At 33.0% G+C, this 16658-nt stretch carries 16 protein-coding genes and 1 riboswitch; of the genes, 10 read left to right on the top strand and 6 right to left on the bottom strand.

Annotation, left to right across the window (positions count from 1 at the left end; genetic code table 11):
* Positions 1-34: 34 nt before the first annotated feature.
* The 4 genes from K6T82_RS23380 (at position 35) to K6T82_RS23365 (ending at position 4529) form a co-directional block, all read left to right on the top strand.
* Positions 35-820, top strand: coding sequence for an adenosylcobinamide-GDP ribazoletransferase (locus tag K6T82_RS23380; protein WP_223711352.1), 786 nt, complete (start codon positions 35-37; stop codon positions 818-820).
* Positions 805-1338 carry an alpha-ribazole phosphatase gene (gene cobC / locus K6T82_RS23375; protein ID WP_223711349.1) on the top strand — a complete coding sequence of 178 codons (534 nt, stop codon included), beginning with the start codon at positions 805-807 and terminating at the stop codon, positions 1336-1338. The genes K6T82_RS23380 and cobC overlap by 16 nt, the downstream gene beginning before the upstream one ends.
* 69 nt (positions 1339-1407) lie before the next feature.
* Positions 1408-1607: riboswitch (cobalamin riboswitch) on the top strand.
* Between the two features lie 27 nt (positions 1608-1634).
* Complete coding sequence (locus tag K6T82_RS23370; RefSeq protein WP_223711347.1) at positions 1635-3488, top strand: TonB-dependent receptor plug domain-containing protein; 1854 nt, start codon at positions 1635-1637, stop codon at positions 3486-3488.
* Positions 3489-3491: 3 nt separating this feature from the next.
* Positions 3492-4529, top strand: a complete 1038-nt coding sequence (locus K6T82_RS23365; protein ID WP_223711345.1) for a DUF5074 domain-containing protein — start codon at positions 3492-3494, stop codon at positions 4527-4529.
* 80 nt (positions 4530-4609) lie between these two features.
* Here the strand turns inward: K6T82_RS23365 and K6T82_RS23360 are convergent, their stop codons facing one another.
* Positions 4610-6058, bottom strand: coding sequence for a S41 family peptidase (locus K6T82_RS23360; RefSeq protein WP_223711343.1), 1449 nt, complete (start codon positions 6056-6058; stop codon positions 4610-4612).
* Positions 6059-6226: 168 nt separating this feature from the next.
* Between K6T82_RS23360 and K6T82_RS23355 the strand changes: the two genes are divergently transcribed.
* From K6T82_RS23355 to K6T82_RS23340, 4 genes are read left to right on the top strand one after another with little or no spacing between them, the layout of a single operon-like run.
* On the top strand, positions 6227-6736 hold the full coding sequence (locus K6T82_RS23355; RefSeq protein WP_223711340.1) for an RNA polymerase sigma factor: 510 nt from the start codon (positions 6227-6229) through the stop codon (positions 6734-6736).
* The gene (locus K6T82_RS23350) at positions 6723-7184 is read left to right on the top strand and encodes a hypothetical protein (protein WP_223711338.1); all 462 of its coding nucleotides are present in this window, start codon (positions 6723-6725) and stop codon (positions 7182-7184) included. Before K6T82_RS23355 ends, K6T82_RS23350 begins: the two co-directional genes overlap by 14 nt.
* 15 nt (positions 7185-7199) lie before the next feature.
* Positions 7200-7775 (top strand): DUF4252 domain-containing protein, encoded by a 576-nt coding sequence (locus tag K6T82_RS23345; RefSeq protein ID WP_223711336.1) that lies wholly within the window; start codon positions 7200-7202, stop codon positions 7773-7775.
* Position 7776: 1 nt separating this feature from the next.
* Entirely contained in the window at positions 7777-8313 is a 537-nt protein-coding gene (locus K6T82_RS23340) for a DUF4252 domain-containing protein (RefSeq protein WP_223711333.1), read from the top strand.
* Positions 8314-8625: 312 nt separating this feature from the next.
* Here K6T82_RS23340 and carB read toward each other — a convergent pair whose 3' ends face one another.
* A complete protein-coding gene (gene carB / locus K6T82_RS23335; protein ID WP_223711330.1) occupies positions 8626-11481 on the bottom strand; it encodes a carbamoyl-phosphate synthase large subunit in 2856 nt (951 codons plus the stop codon).
* Between the two features lie 147 nt (positions 11482-11628).
* Positions 11629-11790, bottom strand: coding sequence for a 50S ribosomal protein L34 (rpmH, locus tag K6T82_RS23330; protein ID WP_008464848.1), 162 nt, complete (start codon positions 11788-11790; stop codon positions 11629-11631).
* 169 nt (positions 11791-11959) lie between these two features.
* Here rpmH and K6T82_RS23325 point away from each other — a divergent pair, with 169 nt between their 5' ends.
* Positions 11960-12475, top strand: a complete 516-nt coding sequence (locus K6T82_RS23325; RefSeq protein WP_223711328.1) for a DUF2892 domain-containing protein — start codon at positions 11960-11962, stop codon at positions 12473-12475.
* 261 nt (positions 12476-12736) lie between these two features.
* On the opposite strand, the gene K6T82_RS23320 is transcribed toward K6T82_RS23325, so the two are convergent.
* Positions 12737-13396, bottom strand: a complete 660-nt coding sequence (locus K6T82_RS23320; RefSeq protein ID WP_223711326.1) for an alpha/beta hydrolase family protein — start codon at positions 13394-13396, stop codon at positions 12737-12739.
* Positions 13397-13688: 292 nt separating this feature from the next.
* Here K6T82_RS23320 and K6T82_RS23315 point away from each other — a divergent pair, with 292 nt between their 5' ends.
* Positions 13689-13991, top strand: coding sequence for a GNAT family N-acetyltransferase (locus tag K6T82_RS23315; RefSeq protein ID WP_223711323.1), 303 nt, complete (start codon positions 13689-13691; stop codon positions 13989-13991).
* Here the strand turns inward: K6T82_RS23315 and K6T82_RS23310 are convergent.
* A complete protein-coding gene (locus K6T82_RS23310) occupies positions 13988-15418 on the bottom strand; it encodes an anion permease (RefSeq protein ID WP_223711321.1) in 1431 nt (476 codons plus the stop codon). The genes K6T82_RS23315 and K6T82_RS23310 overlap by 4 nt on opposite strands.
* Positions 15419-15437: 19 nt before the next feature.
* Positions 15438-16586 carry a porin gene (locus tag K6T82_RS23305; protein WP_223711319.1) on the bottom strand — a complete coding sequence of 383 codons (1149 nt, stop codon included), beginning with the start codon at positions 16584-16586 and terminating at the stop codon, positions 15438-15440.
* Positions 16587-16658: the final 72 nt, after the last annotated feature.

Here is a 16658-nt window from a genome sequence, read left to right as displayed (position 1 = left end):
CAAACTCTAAAAATCGTAATTATTAATCTTTTAAATGAAAAAAGAGCTCCACATCTTCTTTACCTGTTTAATGTTTTACACCAGAATTCCATGCCCAAAAAACATTACACATCATCCTGATTATCTAAATAAAGCCACACGATATTTTCCTTTTATAGGATGGATTGTCGGAAGTATTTCATTTTTAGTTTTCTACCTTTTTTCACTTTTCCTTTCTATAGAAATTGCTGTAATAGTAGCGATTATTGCTTCTGTTTTAACAACAGGCGCTTTTCATGAAGACGGATTCGCAGATGTCTGCGACGGATTTGGTGGTGGTTGGACCAAAGAAAAAATTCTAATGATTATGAAAGACAGTGCAATCGGCGCTTATGGAGCAATCGGATTGGTTCTGCTTTTTTTATTAAAATTTAAATTGCTTTCAGAATCTATTTCACTTTTTACGAACAACATTTTTACTGTTTTTCTTTTATTTATTTCAGCACATTCATTAAGTCGATTAGCGGCAATCAGCATTATTTTTACACATGAATATTCTCGTGATGATGCTTCGAGCAAAAGCAAGCCAATTGCAAAACAATATACTTGGAAAGAAGTTTTTGGCTCTTTCTTTTTCGGTTTAGTTCCGTTAATTGTATTTTCTTGTTTTGAATTAAAATTTCTTCTTGTTTTAATTCCTGTTTTTATAACGAGATATTTTCTAGCACGATATTTTCAAAAATGGATTGATGGTTACACGGGCGATTGTCTTGGCGCAACGCAACAAGTTTGCGAAGTTGTTTTTTATTTAAGCATTTTATTTTTATGGAAATTTATCTAGTACGTCATACCGAAACTATCTGTGAAAAAGGAATCTGCTACGGACAATCGGATGTAAACATTGCAGAACCTTTTGATGCCGTTTTTAATAAAATCATCTCACAACTACCTGCCGAAGCTGTAATTTTTTCTAGTCCTTTAAAGCGTTGCGTTCTTTTAGCCAAACATATTCAAAAAAACATAAACGTTATTTCTTATAATGAAGACGATCGTTTAAAAGAGATGAATTTTGGTGATTGGGAATTGAAAAACTGGAATGAAATTCCGCCAGAAGAGCTCAATCCGTGGATGGAAGATTTTGTAAATATCAAAGTTTCAAACGGAGAATCTTTTATCGAATTGCACGAAAGGGTTGTTGCTTTTTTACAAGATAAAATTCAAAATATAAATCAGCCAATTGTTATTGTTGCCCATGCCGGAATTATCAGAAGCATATTGTGTCATTATAGTTCACTGCCATTAAAAGATGCTTTCGAAAATAAAGTTGATTTTGGTGAAGTTATCAGAATTGAATTATAAATTCCTGTTTAGTTTAACGATTATACTTTAAAAGTAAAACAAATTTGATTAATAAATATTTTTAACTTTATCTTTGCAGCAAATTAAGGTTGTGTTTTTATTAACACATTAAAAGGGAATCAAGTAAATTCTTGAGCTGTACCCGCAACTGTAAGCTTAGTTCTAAATGAATGCTTGTTGTTAACTACAAACCACTGTCACGCTAAGCGCGATGGGAAGGTAAACAACAAGACGCAAGCCAGGAGACCTGCCTTTATAATCAATATCGAGCTCTCGGGAAAAAGAGTGTAGAAATTATGACTATAAAATTAAGATTTGCTTTTTGTTTGCTTTTGTTGTGCCAGATTTCTTGGGCGCAGAAAGATTCTATTATCGGTTTAAAGGAAGTTTATGTTTCTGACAAAAATCTGAATAAATATTCTACCTCTCAATCCGTTTTGAAACTTAATGATTCTATTATTAATAAAAACGAAGCTTTACTAACTGATTTACTGAACTTTAACTCTACTTTATATTTCAAAGAATATGGTCGCGGAATGCTTTCTACCGTTTCTTTTAGAGGAACAACTTCTTCGCAAACAGCAGTAATTTGGAACGGAATCAATATCAATTCGCAAATGAATGGAAGTACTGATTTCAATACTATTTCAGGTTCTGACTATAACTCGATAAGCATAAAAGCCGGTGGAGGAAGTGTGATCTATGGAAGTGGAGCAATTGGAGGAACCGTGCACTTAAATAACGATTTGTTATTTTTTAATCGATTTGAGAGTAATCTAAAACTAGATTACGGTAGTTTTAATACCATTGGAATTAATTATAAAACTTCTATTTCTAATAAAAAATGGAGCACTCAAATTAGTTTTTCTAAAAATAGCTCCACAAACGATTATAAGTACTTAAATCGATATACTTGGAGAGGCGAACAACGCTGGAATCAGAACGGGCAATATGACATTATCACTTTGAATGCAAATGTTGGCTATAAGATAAACGACAACCACATTTTAAAGCTTTACAGCCAGACTTCAAATACTGACCGTAACACTTCTTTAATTACTGAAACAGATACTAAAAGTAAATATGTCAACGGTTTCAATAGAAACCTGCTTGAATATGACGGAAACTTTGGGAAATTAAAAACCAACTTTAAAACGGCTTACATTTTCGAAAACTATCAATATTTCTCAAACATAAATTCCAAAAATTTCACTTACGGAAAAACTGAAAACCTAATTACAAAACTCGATTTAGATTATACTTTATTTAAATCTACACAGATCAACGGAATTGTAGATTACAGCAGAACAAATGGTTATGGAACTAGTTTTGGAAGTAATGTTCGCGAAATAAGTTCTGCATCATTCTTAGTAAAACAAGATATCGGAAGTAATTGGAAAAATGAGCTTGGGGTTAGAAAGGAATTTACAGACAATTACAAATCTCCACTTTTATTCAATTTTGGCTCTTCGTATAAGTTCACCGAATGGTACAATCTAAAACTGAATGTTTCTAGAAATTTCAGAATCCCTACTTATAACGATCTGTATTGGGAAACAGGAGGAAATCCTGACCTGAAACCAGAAAGTTCTTATCAGGGAGAAATTGGGAACGTTTTCAAATTTAAAAACATCACTTGGACACAAAACTTTTATTACATAAAAGTAAAAGATATGTTGCAATGGGTTCCAGGCGCAGGAGGTCTATGGGCTCCAGTAAATCAAGATAAAGTAAACAGCTACGGTACAGAAACACTTGTAAATTGGAGAAAAAGCTATGGCAAAAATACTTTCGCATTAAATGCAACTTACGCTTATACTATTTCAGAAGACGAAGAAACTAAAAATCAGATTTTCTATGTGCCTTTTCACAAAGCTACAGGAGCAATTTCTTACTCTAGAAATAAAATAAATGCCTATTATCAAATTCTCTACAATGGCTTTGTTTATACAACAGCAGATAATAATTCTAATGATATTATAAATGATTACACTGTTTCGAATATTGGAATCGATTATGATTTTAAATTTTTAGAATCTTTTAAGCTAGGTTTTCAGGTTTTAAATCTTCTAAATAAAAATTACGAAAGCTTAGAAAACAGACCAATGCCAGGTCGCAATTTTAATATGTATTTAACCTTAAAATTTTAATATATGAAGTTCAGTAAATTACTTTTAATAGCTTTAAGCATTTCATTGTTCGTTTCTTGTTCGAACGATGATGATGATAAGACTCCGAAAGGTGCTTATGACAATGGTTTTTTTATTTTGAATGAAGGAAGTCAAAGCCTTGGAACCATTTCTTTCTCAAGTAATGATTTAAGTACGTTTACTAAAGACGTTTATAAAACAGAAAACGGTACTGATGCCGTTGGAGGATATCTTCAAAACATCTTTTTTAGCGGAGACAGAGCTTATATCATTGCAGGCGGATCTAATGTAATTAATGTAGTAAATCGTTATACGTTCAAATTAATTGCAAAAATTGACTCTGATCTTGTTGCTCCACGATATGGTGTTGTAAAAGACGGAAAGGCATATGTGATAAACGCAAACACTTATTCTTATCAAAATCCAACAAGCGGAAATACAGATGACTACATTGCAGTAATCAATTTATCTACAAATACTGTAGAATCTAAAGTAGCTTTAAACTCAACTGCAAACAGGGTTATTGAGGAAAACGGAAAGCTTTATATTACAGATGGATATAATGATAAGATGTTAATTTACAACATTGCAACAAAAACACTTGAAACTCCTGTAACAATTGGTTATGATGGAGATTCTATTGAAGAAGAAGATGGAGTAATATTTATTCTAAGAAAACCTTACCAAGGAGCTGGAGAAATTGTAAAAGTTAAAATCTCTGATAAATCTGTTTCTCGCATTGCACTTCCTGCAAGTATAGGAGAAGCTGGTTTCTTGGATATTGAAGACAATAAAGTTTATTATACAGCTTCAAATGCCATTTATACTATAAGCCCAAGCGCTACGACAGCGGCGACATCACCACTATTTACTTCGGCTGCCAGCTACGTATATGGTTTTACTGTTAAAGATAATCGCATTTATATTGCAGATGCAAAATTCGGAGCAGATAGCAAAGCGTTTATCTACAACTTATCTGGAGCTTTACAAATAGAATTAACTACTGGAGCAGGATCCAACGGTTTCTATTTCAACGATTAAACCTAATTTTAGAATTGTTTTTGTTTTTTACAAAAAAAGGCTTTCATCTCTGAAAGCCTTTTTTTATTATTAGAATTTACTTAAAATACTTTTGGTGCATTTTTAAGATACATTCCGTGATTTAATCCGTTTAAGATTTTAGAATCTGTAAGATAAGGACGTTCTGGTTCTGTATCAATCATGATTCTCTTAGCAGTTGCTCCTGTAATTTTTGAGATTGCAATTCCCAGTAATGGTTCTGTTGGTTCTCCCAAAACGCCATAATTAAGAATTTGCTCAAACTGCTGGTAAGTTGGTTGCAAACCTGAAGTATAATCTCCAAAATTAGCAGAATTTGTTATTTTAAGAACCAAAGGCTGCATCGCATATTTATGATTTGGATTGATTCCTTTTTTAGTCGTCAAGGTTTCTGAATCATAAACCGTAAAAGATCCAACATTTTTTCCAACTGTAGTTTCTCCAATCTGAACAACATTAATATAAGGTTTTAATCCGTTAATGATCAATTCACTAGCAGAAGCTGTACTTGCAGTTGTAATTACATAAACAGTACTCATATTCAAGCTGTTCAAATTTTTCACAAATCTTACATTCAATTGCTCCAATTCTGCATCACTAATACCTTTCATTTGTTTGGCATTAAATGTCATTTTTGAGAAAATCTGCGTATCAAATTGCCCTGTAATCATACTTGCCAATTTAGCAGAAGTTGCAATAGAACCACCTCCATTGTATCGAAGATCTAAAACAAAATCGGTAACTCCCTGCGCTTTTAAATCGCCAAAAGCTTGATTTAATTTATCATCATATTCGTCATAAAAACCATTATACATTAAATAACCTATTTTATGACTTCCAGAAGTAATTACTTTATTGATAAAAATTGGATTTTCTTCTAAAACAGTTTTTGTTAATGCAACCGATTTTCCATTCAAAACAAAACTACTTCCATTATAATCAGCCAAGTTCAAAGTATAGCTGTCACTATTGATTAACAATTGCTGGTAATTATCTACCGTAAGTTTTGTTCCGTTAACGCTTGTGAATAAATCTCCACGTTTGATTGCTTTAGTTGAAGCATCAGAGTTCGGAATAATGTATCGAACATATCCAACAATATCATTTGAATTAGAAGAAATTCGGCTTAATCTGAAATCTACACCATTATTTTTTGAAATCCCGCTTAATTCCTGTTCCAAAACAGTATAATCGTCCACAATCCAACTGAAACGGTCAATTGCATCCCCATTAGGATATTTACTTACTGGTTTGTTCAATAAATCTTGAAATAAATCTTCCGGTTTTGTGTAACCTCTTAAAAACTTATTTAAATCATCTTCACTTGCAAAACGGTTATCTGCTAAATTTGGAACATCAGCCTGCCATAAATAAACTTCATTTAGTCCTTTCCAAATAAAACTATTAACCTGTACATCTGCTGGTTGCGCAACATCATCCTGATCTTCACAAGACTGCAAAGAAAAAGCGAATAAAAAAAGAAAAAGAGCACGCTTTAAAATTGTTTTCATATCATTTGGTTTCTATATATCGTATAAACGTAAAAGTAGTATCTTTAGTTTTACCTTCGTAATAAAAGCAGTATTTTTTTTACATAAAAAAAAAATTAGTTTTTTGTTGTAACAAATAGAATTGTACCTCGTCTTGACTATATAAGCTAACGAATAACCACCAGATTAATGAACCAAGTTGTATTTATAGAATTAATAAATCCTTTTAAAGACAAAGTTTTTCGTCTGGCAAAAAGATTGCTTACGAGTACTGAAGAAGCCGAAGACGCTACTCAGGAAGTACTAGTAAAATTATGGAACAAAAAAGATAACTTAGAAAGTTACAATAGTATTGAGGCACTAGCGATGACGATGACCAAAAACTATTGTCTGGATCAGTTAAAATCTAAAAGAGCTAGTAATTTACAGATTGTACATAACAATTTTACTGATAGACAACCACAATTAGACAAACAACTTGAAGATCAGGACAGTCTTGAATGGGTTGAAAAAATTATAAATGAAATGCCCGAACAAATGCAGTTGTTACTACAGCTTCGGGATGTTGAACAATATGAATTTGAAGAAATTGCAAAAATTGTCAATATGAATGAAACGGCAATCCGGGTTGCCCTTTCGAGAGCGAGAAAAAAAATTAGAGAATCAATGACAAATACACACCTTTATGGAACTAAATAAAATAGAAGATCTATTAGAAAAATACTTTGAGGGAGAAACTTCTATTGCTGAGGAAAATCAATTAAAAGAATACTTTTCTTCACCAAATGTTGCGCAGCATTTGGAGCAGTACAAACCTATATTTGGTTATTTCTCTCTAGCAAAAGAACAAAAGTCGACGTATGAGATTCCACTACAAACTAAGAAACGCAATGTGGCGTGGTTATCGATTGCAGCTTCAGCCGTTATTTTGCTGGGCATTGGAACTTACTTTTTTGTAAGCGAAAACAAAGATACTGCTGCAGTAGCTTCGCAAACCGAATTAGGAACTTACGATGATCCCGAAGAAGCGCTAAAAGCAACTCAAAAGGCTTTAGCACTATTATCCAACAATGTTAATGCAGGAATTGAAAGTGTGCATTACATTAAAGAATATGAACAATCAAAAAACAAAATTTTTAAACGGTAATTAAATTCAAATAAAATGAAATCAACGATTCACGAATACAAAAAAAACAATAGACTAAGCATGAGTAAAAATTTCATCATAACTCTAGTTTTCGCATTCGTTACCAACGTTTTCTATGCACAAGGTGCTTTTGACAAATTTGATGGTCAGGACGATGTAACTTCTGTGATTGTAAACAAAAAAATGTTCACTTTAATGAGCAAAGTAAATGCAGACAAATCAGATAAAGAAACGCAACAATACATCAATCTGATTAAAAAATTAGATTACTTAAAAGTGTTTACAACCAAAAATCCAAAAATCGAAGCGGACATGAAAGCTTCTGCTGACAAATACATTAAAACTGCAGGTCTTGAAGAATTGATGCGAGTAAATGACAGCGGTAAAAATGTTCGAATCATGGTAAAATCTGGTGCTACAGACACACAAATAAGAGAATTGTTAATGTATGTTGACGGAGCAAAAAATGACGAGACTGTTTTATTATCTCTTACAGGTAATTTTGATTTAAACGAAATCTCAGTTTTAACAGATAAAATGCAGCTTCCTGGAGGTTCAGACTTAAAGAAAGCTTCTAAAGGCAAAAAATAAAATGAAAGCGACTATTTTCACCTTAGCACTTGCTGCTTTGCTAACATTAGGAAGCTGCAATTCTGAACCGACACTTCAAAAATATTTTGTGGAGAATTCAGAGAAAAAGGAATTTATCTCTTTGGATGTTTCTCCAACTATTTTAAATGTGGATAAAACAAAATTATCTGCAGCACAAACTGAAGCTTTAAATTCGTTTGATAAAATGAATATACTAGCTTTTAAAGCTGATAAAACCAATCAGGCAGAGTTTGAGACAGAAAGAACCAAGGTGAAAGCCATTTTAAAAGATCCAAAATATCAGGAATTAATGAAGATTGGTTCTGGAAAAGATGGTGCTTCTGTAAGCTATGTGGGAAGCGATGACAATATCAAAGAGTTTGTCATTTTTGCCAACCGAAAAGAAAATGGATTTGCAGTAGTCCGTGTTTTAGGTGAAAATATGAACCCGAATAATATTATGACTTTAATGTCGGTTTTACAGCAATCTAAAATTGATATGGAGCAGTTGAAACCTTTGCAACAATTGGTTAAATAATTTATACAATCTTATTTTAAAAAACGGAGTTTCATTTTGAAGCTCCGTTTTTTTTATTGAATCAAATTCACATGATTTAAATAATAAGTATTTTCCTATATTTGTTTTGTTTCATTAAAATACAAAAAGATGGAAAAAACTTTCAACCAATTTGAATTAGGCCTTTTTATTTGGCAACTCTTCTTTTTTGCTTTTTGGATTTGTGTATTCTATTTATTATACAGATATTTTGAAAAGAAAAAATTTAAAAAACAATAACAAAAAAAAGCTCCAATTTAAATTGGAGCTTTTGTTTTATGATAGAATCTGAGATTATTTACTCAAATACATTTTTCTTCTAGAGTACAATTCGTAGAATTGATCGTCTTTTAAGTCATCAATAAACAAGATGCTTTCTCCTGTTGATTTCATCTCTGGTCCTAATGCTTTGTTTACATTCGGGAATTTACTGAAAGAGAAAACTGGTTGTTTGATTGCATAACCGTTTAATTGTGGGTTGAAATCAAAATCTGTTACTTTATTGTGACCTAACATTACTTTTGTAGCGTAGTTTACGTAAGGTTCTCCGTAAGCTTTTGCAATGAACGGAACCGTTCTAGAAGCTCTTGGATTTGCTTCGATAATGTAAACGGTATCATCTTTAATCGCAAACTGGATGTTGATTAATCCAACTGTTTTTAAAGCTCTAGCTATTTTATGTGTGTGATCTTTAATTTGCTGCATTACAAATTCTCCTAAGTTGAAAGGAGGCAATGTTGCGTTACTATCTCCTGAGTGAACTCCACAAGGCTCGATGTGCTCCATAATTCCGATGATGTAAACATTTCCATCAGCATCACAAATTGCATCAGCTTCAGCTTCGATTGCTCCAGCTAAGTAGTGATCTAGCAATAATTTGTTTCCTGGAATTGCTTTCAACAAATCGATAACGTGTTCTTCAAGCTCTTTTTTGTTGATTACAATTTTCATTCCTTGACCTCCTAATACATAAGAAGGACGAATTAAAAGTGGGAAATCTAAAGTATCCGCTAATTTTGAAGCCTCGTCAGCAGTTTCAGCGATTCCGAATCTTGGGAAAGGAATATTTAACTCAGTTAATAAGTCAGAGAAACGTCCTCTATCTTCTGCTAAGTCAAGTGCGTCAAAACTAGTTCCGATGATTTTTACTCCGTATTTAGAAAGTTTATCAGCTAATTTAAGAGCTGTTTGTCCTCCTAACTGAACAATAACACCTTCTGGTTTTTCGTGTTGGATGATATCATAAATATGCTCCCAGAAAACTGGTTCGAAGTACAATTTATCAGCTGTATCAAAATCTGTAGAAACCGTTTCAGGATTACAGTTAATCATGATCGTTTCGTAACCGCATTCTTTAGCAGCTAAAACTCCGTGTACACAAGAGTAATCAAATTCGATTCCTTGTCCAATTCTGTTTGGTCCAGAACCTAAAACAATTACTTTCTTTTTGTCTGTTACGATACTTTCATTGTCTACAAAACGCTCTCCATTTGCTTTTTCGATTTCAGCCTCAAAAGTGGAGTAATAATATGGAGTCAATGCTTTAAATTCAGCCGCACAAGTATCTACTAATTTAAACACACGGTTGATTTTTTGCTCCATACGTAAAGTGTGAACTTCACTTTCTAAACAATTCATCATGTGCGCCAATTGTCTGTCAGCAAAACCTTTTTGTTTCGCTTCTAACAATAATTCTTTAGGAAGATCATAAACTTTGTAGTTTGAGATTTCTTTTTCTAAAGTATAAAGTTCCTCGTATTGTTTCAAGAACCACATATCGATTCTTGTAATTTCGTGAATCGTACTCAACGGAATTCCCATTGCAATTGCATCGTAAATTACGAAAACACGATCCCAACTTGCGTGAGTCAGTTTATCGATGATTAATTCGTAATCTTTGTATCCTTTTCCGTCAGCACCTAAACCATTTCTCTTAATCTCTAAAGATTGAGTTGCTTTGTGAAGTGCCTCTTGGAAAGAACGTCCGATTCCCATAACCTCACCTACAGATTTCATCTGAAGACCTAAAGTTCTGTCTGAACCTTCAAATTTATCGAAGTTCCAACGTGGTATTTTTACGATTACATAATCTAAAGTTGGTTCGAAAAGAGCCGAAGTAGATTTTGTAATTTGGTTTTGTAATTCATCTAAATTGTATCCTAAAGCCAGTTTAGAAGCAATTTTTGCAATTGGATATCCAGTTGCTTTTGATGCTAAAGCAGAAGAACGAGATACACGAGGGTTGATTTCGATTGCTACGATATCTTCTTTTTCGTCTGGCGAAACTGCAAATTGTACGTTACATCCTCCTGCAAAGTTTCCGATACTTCTCATCATTAAGATGGCATAGTCACGTAATTTTTGGAAAGTAGTATCTGATAATGTCATTGCTGGCGCTACTGTAATCGAATCTCCAGTGTGGATTCCCATTGGGTCCATGTTTTCGATAGAACAGATAATTACAACGTTGTCATTTTTATCTCTTAAAAGCTCCAACTCGTATTCTTTCCATCCCATTAAAGCTTTATCAATTAAAACTTCGTGAATTGGAGAAGCCTCTAAACCACGAGTTAAAAGCTCATCAAAATCTTCTTTTTTGTAAACCACAGCTGCTCCAGTTCCTCCAAGTGTAAACGAAGGACGAATTACAAGAGGGAAACCAAATTCTTGAGCAATTTCTTTTCCTTCTAAGTAAGAAGTAGCTGTTTTTGCTGGTGCAGTTGGTACATTAATTTTTTCTAAAAGCTGTTTGAATTGCTCTCTGTCCTCAGTAATATTAATTGCGTTAACATCAACACCGATTAATCTTACTCCGAAATCTTGCCAGATTCCTTTTTCTTCAGCTTCCAAACACAAGTTCAAAGCAGTCTGACCTCCCATTGTTGGTAAAACAGCATCAATTTGTGGATGTTCCTTAAGAATTTCAATAATCGATTTTGTAGTTAATGGTTTCAAATAAATATGATCGGCCATAGATGGGTCGGTCATAATTGTCGCTGGATTTGAGTTAATCAAGATAACTTCAATTCCTTCTTCGCGAATAGAACGAGCAGATTGAGATCCCGCATAATCGAATTCGCAAGCTTGACCAATAACAATAGGTCCTGAACCTATTATTAAAACGGATTTAATTGATGTGTCTTTAGGCATTTTTTATGTATTGTGTAGTTATATAAAGTACTTAAAAAAACTTTTCTAGTAGACTAAAAACTAGAAAGTTGAGAAATTTTTTACCGACAAGGTATAAAAAAAGGCGATACTAAAAAAGTAATCGCCTTATGTATGTTTATACAAACATTATTTTTTGTGTCTAGGCTCGCTAGAAACAGTTAATTTATGTCTTCCTTTTGCTCTTCTACGCGCTAGAACTTTTCTTCCATTCGCAGAAGCCATTCTGTCCATAAATCCGTGCTTATTTCTTCTTTTTCTTTTCGATGGTTGAAATGTTCTTTTGCTCATTGCTTTGTATCTTTAAAAATGGTATCTATTAACTCTTTATTTTGGTTTTGGATATCGTTGTTCAAAAACCGAGTGCAAATATACAAAGACTTTTTTCACTGGCAAGCACTTTTATAAAAATATTTTTAATTCCTTTTACTATCTTTGCAATCACAAATTTACATTAATTATGTTTCAGAAAAATATTAAACTTATTTTGGCCGGACTTCTAGTAGTGGCGGGCATTTGGCAATTTACAGAAAGTAATATCGGAAATGGAATCTTTCTTATATTATTGACTGCAATTCCAATTTTTCTTTATTTCAAAAATGAATTTATCCTTTTAGCCTTCCTAAAATTAAGAAAACAAGACTTCGAAGGCGCTAATAAATGGCTATCATACATCAAAAATCCAGAAGGAGCATTAGTAAGAAAACAACAAGGATACTTAAATTATTTACAAGGTATCATGTTGTCTCAAACAAATATCAACCAAGCAGAGAAGCATTTCAAAAAAGCAATCGAACTTGGATTATCAATGGATATGGATTTGGCTGTAGCTAAATTAAACCTTGCAGGAGTTGCAATGTCACGTAGAAGAAAATTGGAAGCGACTAATTTATTAAACGAAGCTAAAAAATTAGACAAGCAAGGAATGCTGAAAGAGCAGATCACGATGATGAAAGAACAAATGAAGAAAATCTAAATTTTTCTTTAAATTACAATATTTGAAGTCCCAAATTCCAAAAAGAGTTTGGGATTTTTTATTTTTAGATTTTAGATTATGCTCATTTTTATGTCTTCCTGAGCGAAGTCGAAGGACACACAAAGCATAGACACACGGAATGGATTAAACATGAAATCCTTCGACTTCGCTCAGGAGGACAAAACTTTGTGGTTACTTTGAGCAAAACCTTTGCAAAAGTTTCAAACTTTGACAAAGTTCCAAAACTTGAAACTTGAAACTTTAGCCCTCCAATATAATAGAAGGCAAATTCTCATTCAGCCATTTATATTTATTCAAGATCATAATATGAGTTCCTCCTTTTACTATAATACATTTGTCAATATATTTTATAGGAAAAACATCATCCTGATCTCCGTGAATATGTACTACATTTTCATCGATTTGATTTCTGTCCCACAGAATTACATTTTCTACCGCCCATTGGAGATAACCTAAATCACGAACAGCTAAAAATTTCTCGTATAATTTAATTCTCTTGTTGACTTTTTCTCCAAAAGAAAACTTTGCCAATTTCTCCACATTCAGAATCAATTGCATCGGAATTAATTTATATGCTTTTGTTGTTTTCCCTATTTTCATTCTTCTAGGAAATTCCAAATTGCTTCTCACGCTTGATATAACAATAACTTTTCGTGCCCGAATATGTTTAGAAATTTCCTGAACCAGAATTCCGCCAAATGACACACCAATCAAAATCGGATTTTCTTCTTTTATTTTTTGACTGATTCGAAATGCATAATCGGATAATGATTCTTTTTGTTTAGGAATTTCCCATTCTAAAAGATGTGTTTCAAAGATAGTTTCATCTAATTTTATTCTTTCAAAAATAGACGAACTTGCTGCCAGACCCGGCATAAAATAAACTGGAATTTTACTCATAACATTCAAATGAAATTACCATTGCGATATTTATTTTAAAAAAATAAAGTTACTTTTTTTAACCTCATGATAATCAAATTTCAGACCTAAATATTCCAATCCACCAAAAAAAATCAAACCAGAAACAGTTACTTAAAGTTTGCTTCTTTAAAAAATAATTTAATATTGAAAATCAAATGATTACCTTTGTAATTCGAAATTTTTCTGACTTAAAAACTTATAAAGAATTTTCTTTCATTAATTTTTCGATTCCCAAATTCGTTATTTACCCCTAACCTAACAAGAAATTACTATGGAAACTTCTGTAACTATGGAAATCAAAGACAACACTTTTGCACGCCAATTTGAAACTGTTATCCCTGAAGGAATGTTAGCAGTTGAATATCAATTTCAAGAGAAAAAAATCTTCTTAACCAAAATCAAAAAGCCTGATTCTTTCGAAAACGAAGATGCAATCAATACCCTTCTTAAAAATATTTTAGATTTAAGCTCTGAGAAAAATTACAGAGTGGTTCCAATTCATCCAAAGATTGTTTCTTTTTTCAAAAAAAATCCTAGATACAAAGAATTACTTCCTCCAGGAATTAGAATCTAAAAATCACCAATAATTCGGAGCCACAATCCTCCGATTATCATATAAATAAAGAGCATTACCAAACCGGTTACGAGTCCTTTGACCCACCAGCTTTTTAAATCAACGTATCCGCTCCCGAAAAATACGGGTGCCGGACCATGACCATAATGGGTTAAAGTTCCGTAAAGCGAGCCTATAAATCCGAGCATAAAAGCCAACAATAATCCTGGAATTCCAAGCGAAACGCCAACTCCAAGTAAAGCAGCGTACATTGCAGCCACGTGCGCTGTTGCACTCGCAAAAAGATAATGACTAAAGAAATACACTAAAACAATAATCGGAAAAGCCATCTGCCAGCTTAATCCTCCAATTTGTATTTTTACCAAATCACTAAACCAAGCTATAAAACCTAGTTCGTTCAATGAACTCGCCATCATCACCAAAACAGAAAACCAAACTATTGTGTCCCAAGCTCCTTTTTCGGCTTTGACATCATCCCAAGTTAAAACAGACGTTAAAAGCAAAATTACCAAACCTATAAAAGCTGTCGTTGTAGCATCAATAGAAAACAAATCGCCTGTCATCCAAAGAAAAAGCAAAATGAAAAACGTTAGCAACATCATCCATTCGTTTCTAGAAATTGCGCCCATTTCTTTTAATTTTTGAGTTGCGATTTGAGGAGCGTCACCAGTTTTCTTTAATTCTGGCGGATAAATTTTATATAAAACAAAAGGAATCACAAAAAAGGCGCACAAACCCGGAACAATTGCTGCTGCAGCCCAAGACATCCAAGTAATTTTTATTCCTAAATTCAATGCAAACTTCTGACACATTGGGTTACTCGCAGTTCCTGTTAGAAACATGGAAGAAGCAATTAAATTCATATTATAACAATTTAAAGTCAAATACGATCCCAACTTCCTATGTGTTTCCGGTTGATCTGGCATTGATCCAAAACTCATCGACATGGACTTCATTATTGGATAAATAATTCCTCCTCCTCTCGCCGTATTACTTGGAACCGCAGGCGCCAGAACCAAATCTGCCAATCCTAAACCGTAAGCCAATCCTAAAGAACTTTTTCCGAATATTTTTATGAATAGAAACGCAATTCTGTTCCCTAAACCTGTTTTTATGAATCCGCGAGCAATGAAAAATGAAATTCCGATTAACCAGATTACTTTATCTCCAAATCCTCTCAAAGCCAAAGTAATTGATTTACCCGGATCTCCAGGTGCCAAAACTTGTGACATTGCCGTTAAAGCGATTGCAATCATACACATTGTTCCCATTGGAGCAGCTTTTAGAATAATACCTAAAATGGTAGCAACGAAAATGGCAAATAAATGCCAAGCCTCCGTTACAACTCCATTTGGAGCAGGAATTAACCAAATCGCAATTAAAACCACCAATGTAATTAAGGTCTGAGGAATTTTTACTTCTTTCATAAAATAAAATTTAAGTGAATTAAAGTCGAAGCTGCAACTGAATTAAAAACAAATCATCATTATAATTGGATGTATCAGGAATACTTTTATCGAATCTATCGATTTCAAATCCCATTTCGATTCGGCCCAAATAGGCTTTTCCAAATTCTAAACTTATCATTGGTGTATAGGTTTGTCTTACGTTTGAATTGACTTTATAACTCGGATCAAAAGTCTCGTAACGACAGGACAATTCTAAAGCCGTCAATTTTTTATAATTTACTACATATCTTAGATTCGGCAGAAAATAAATACCTCGCATTTGGTAATTAGATACATCTCCTACTCTGTTTTCTGCAGGAAGCGAGAAATACAAATTATGATTTGTTCCTTGTTTGTATTCGATTTGAAGATCAAAAGTAAAACGATCTGTCAGTTTAAAATCGCTGGTAATATCTGCTCCAACTGCAAAAACATCTTCTTTAAAAACTTTTCCGAAACCAACATTTAAACCTAGATTTATTTTATGCGCTTTAGACAACTCAAAAACCCATCTTGTAGAATACTGTTTTCCGTTGTCTTTATCCATTTCGACATTTTTACCATTTCCATTTAAAACAGAAACAGCATAATTTACCGGAATTTTCCCGATATCAAAAGCTCCTGTAGCCGATGCTCCGATTTGAAAACTGGTCCAGCCATTTTTTCCAAATTCATAATATTGATTCGAAAAATCAAACGATTTAATGATATCAACCGGAACCAATTCTTCTATACCAAAAGCGGGACGAAATTGACCTCCTGTTAAAGCTATGTATTTATTGAAAGTATATTTTCCGTAGGCATTTTCAAGAACTTTGCCTTTGGTATCTGATTTGAAATCGGCTAAATTGACCAGAATTACAACTTCTGTAGCTTCACTTAATTTTGTATTTAATCCTACACGCATTCTTTTAATATCGAAGGAACTTTGTGTAACATCTCCTGTTGAATGATGATTCCCCAAAACATCAACATTATCTCCAAAACTTTCGAGATACCTTGCCTGTAAAAGTCCTTTGAATTGAAATTGCGGATATTTATCTGCAACCGGAGTTTCTTCCGCCTGATTCACATCGCCTTGAGCGTATACAAAAAACGGAAAAATTAAAAAAAAGAAAAAAAATGGCACTGGTAGAATTTTATTCATAGACTTCAAAATAAATTATTAATCTTTAAAATCTAACTGACTTTGAAATCAGCCTTTTACTTTTTGAAAAAA

Source organism: Flavobacterium potami, assembly GCF_020026915.1.
Classification (GTDB): domain Bacteria; phylum Bacteroidota; class Bacteroidia; order Flavobacteriales; family Flavobacteriaceae; genus Flavobacterium; species Flavobacterium potami.
The sequence above is the reverse complement of the archived record's forward strand: the minus strand, read 5'-3'. Positions and strand labels throughout refer to the sequence as shown.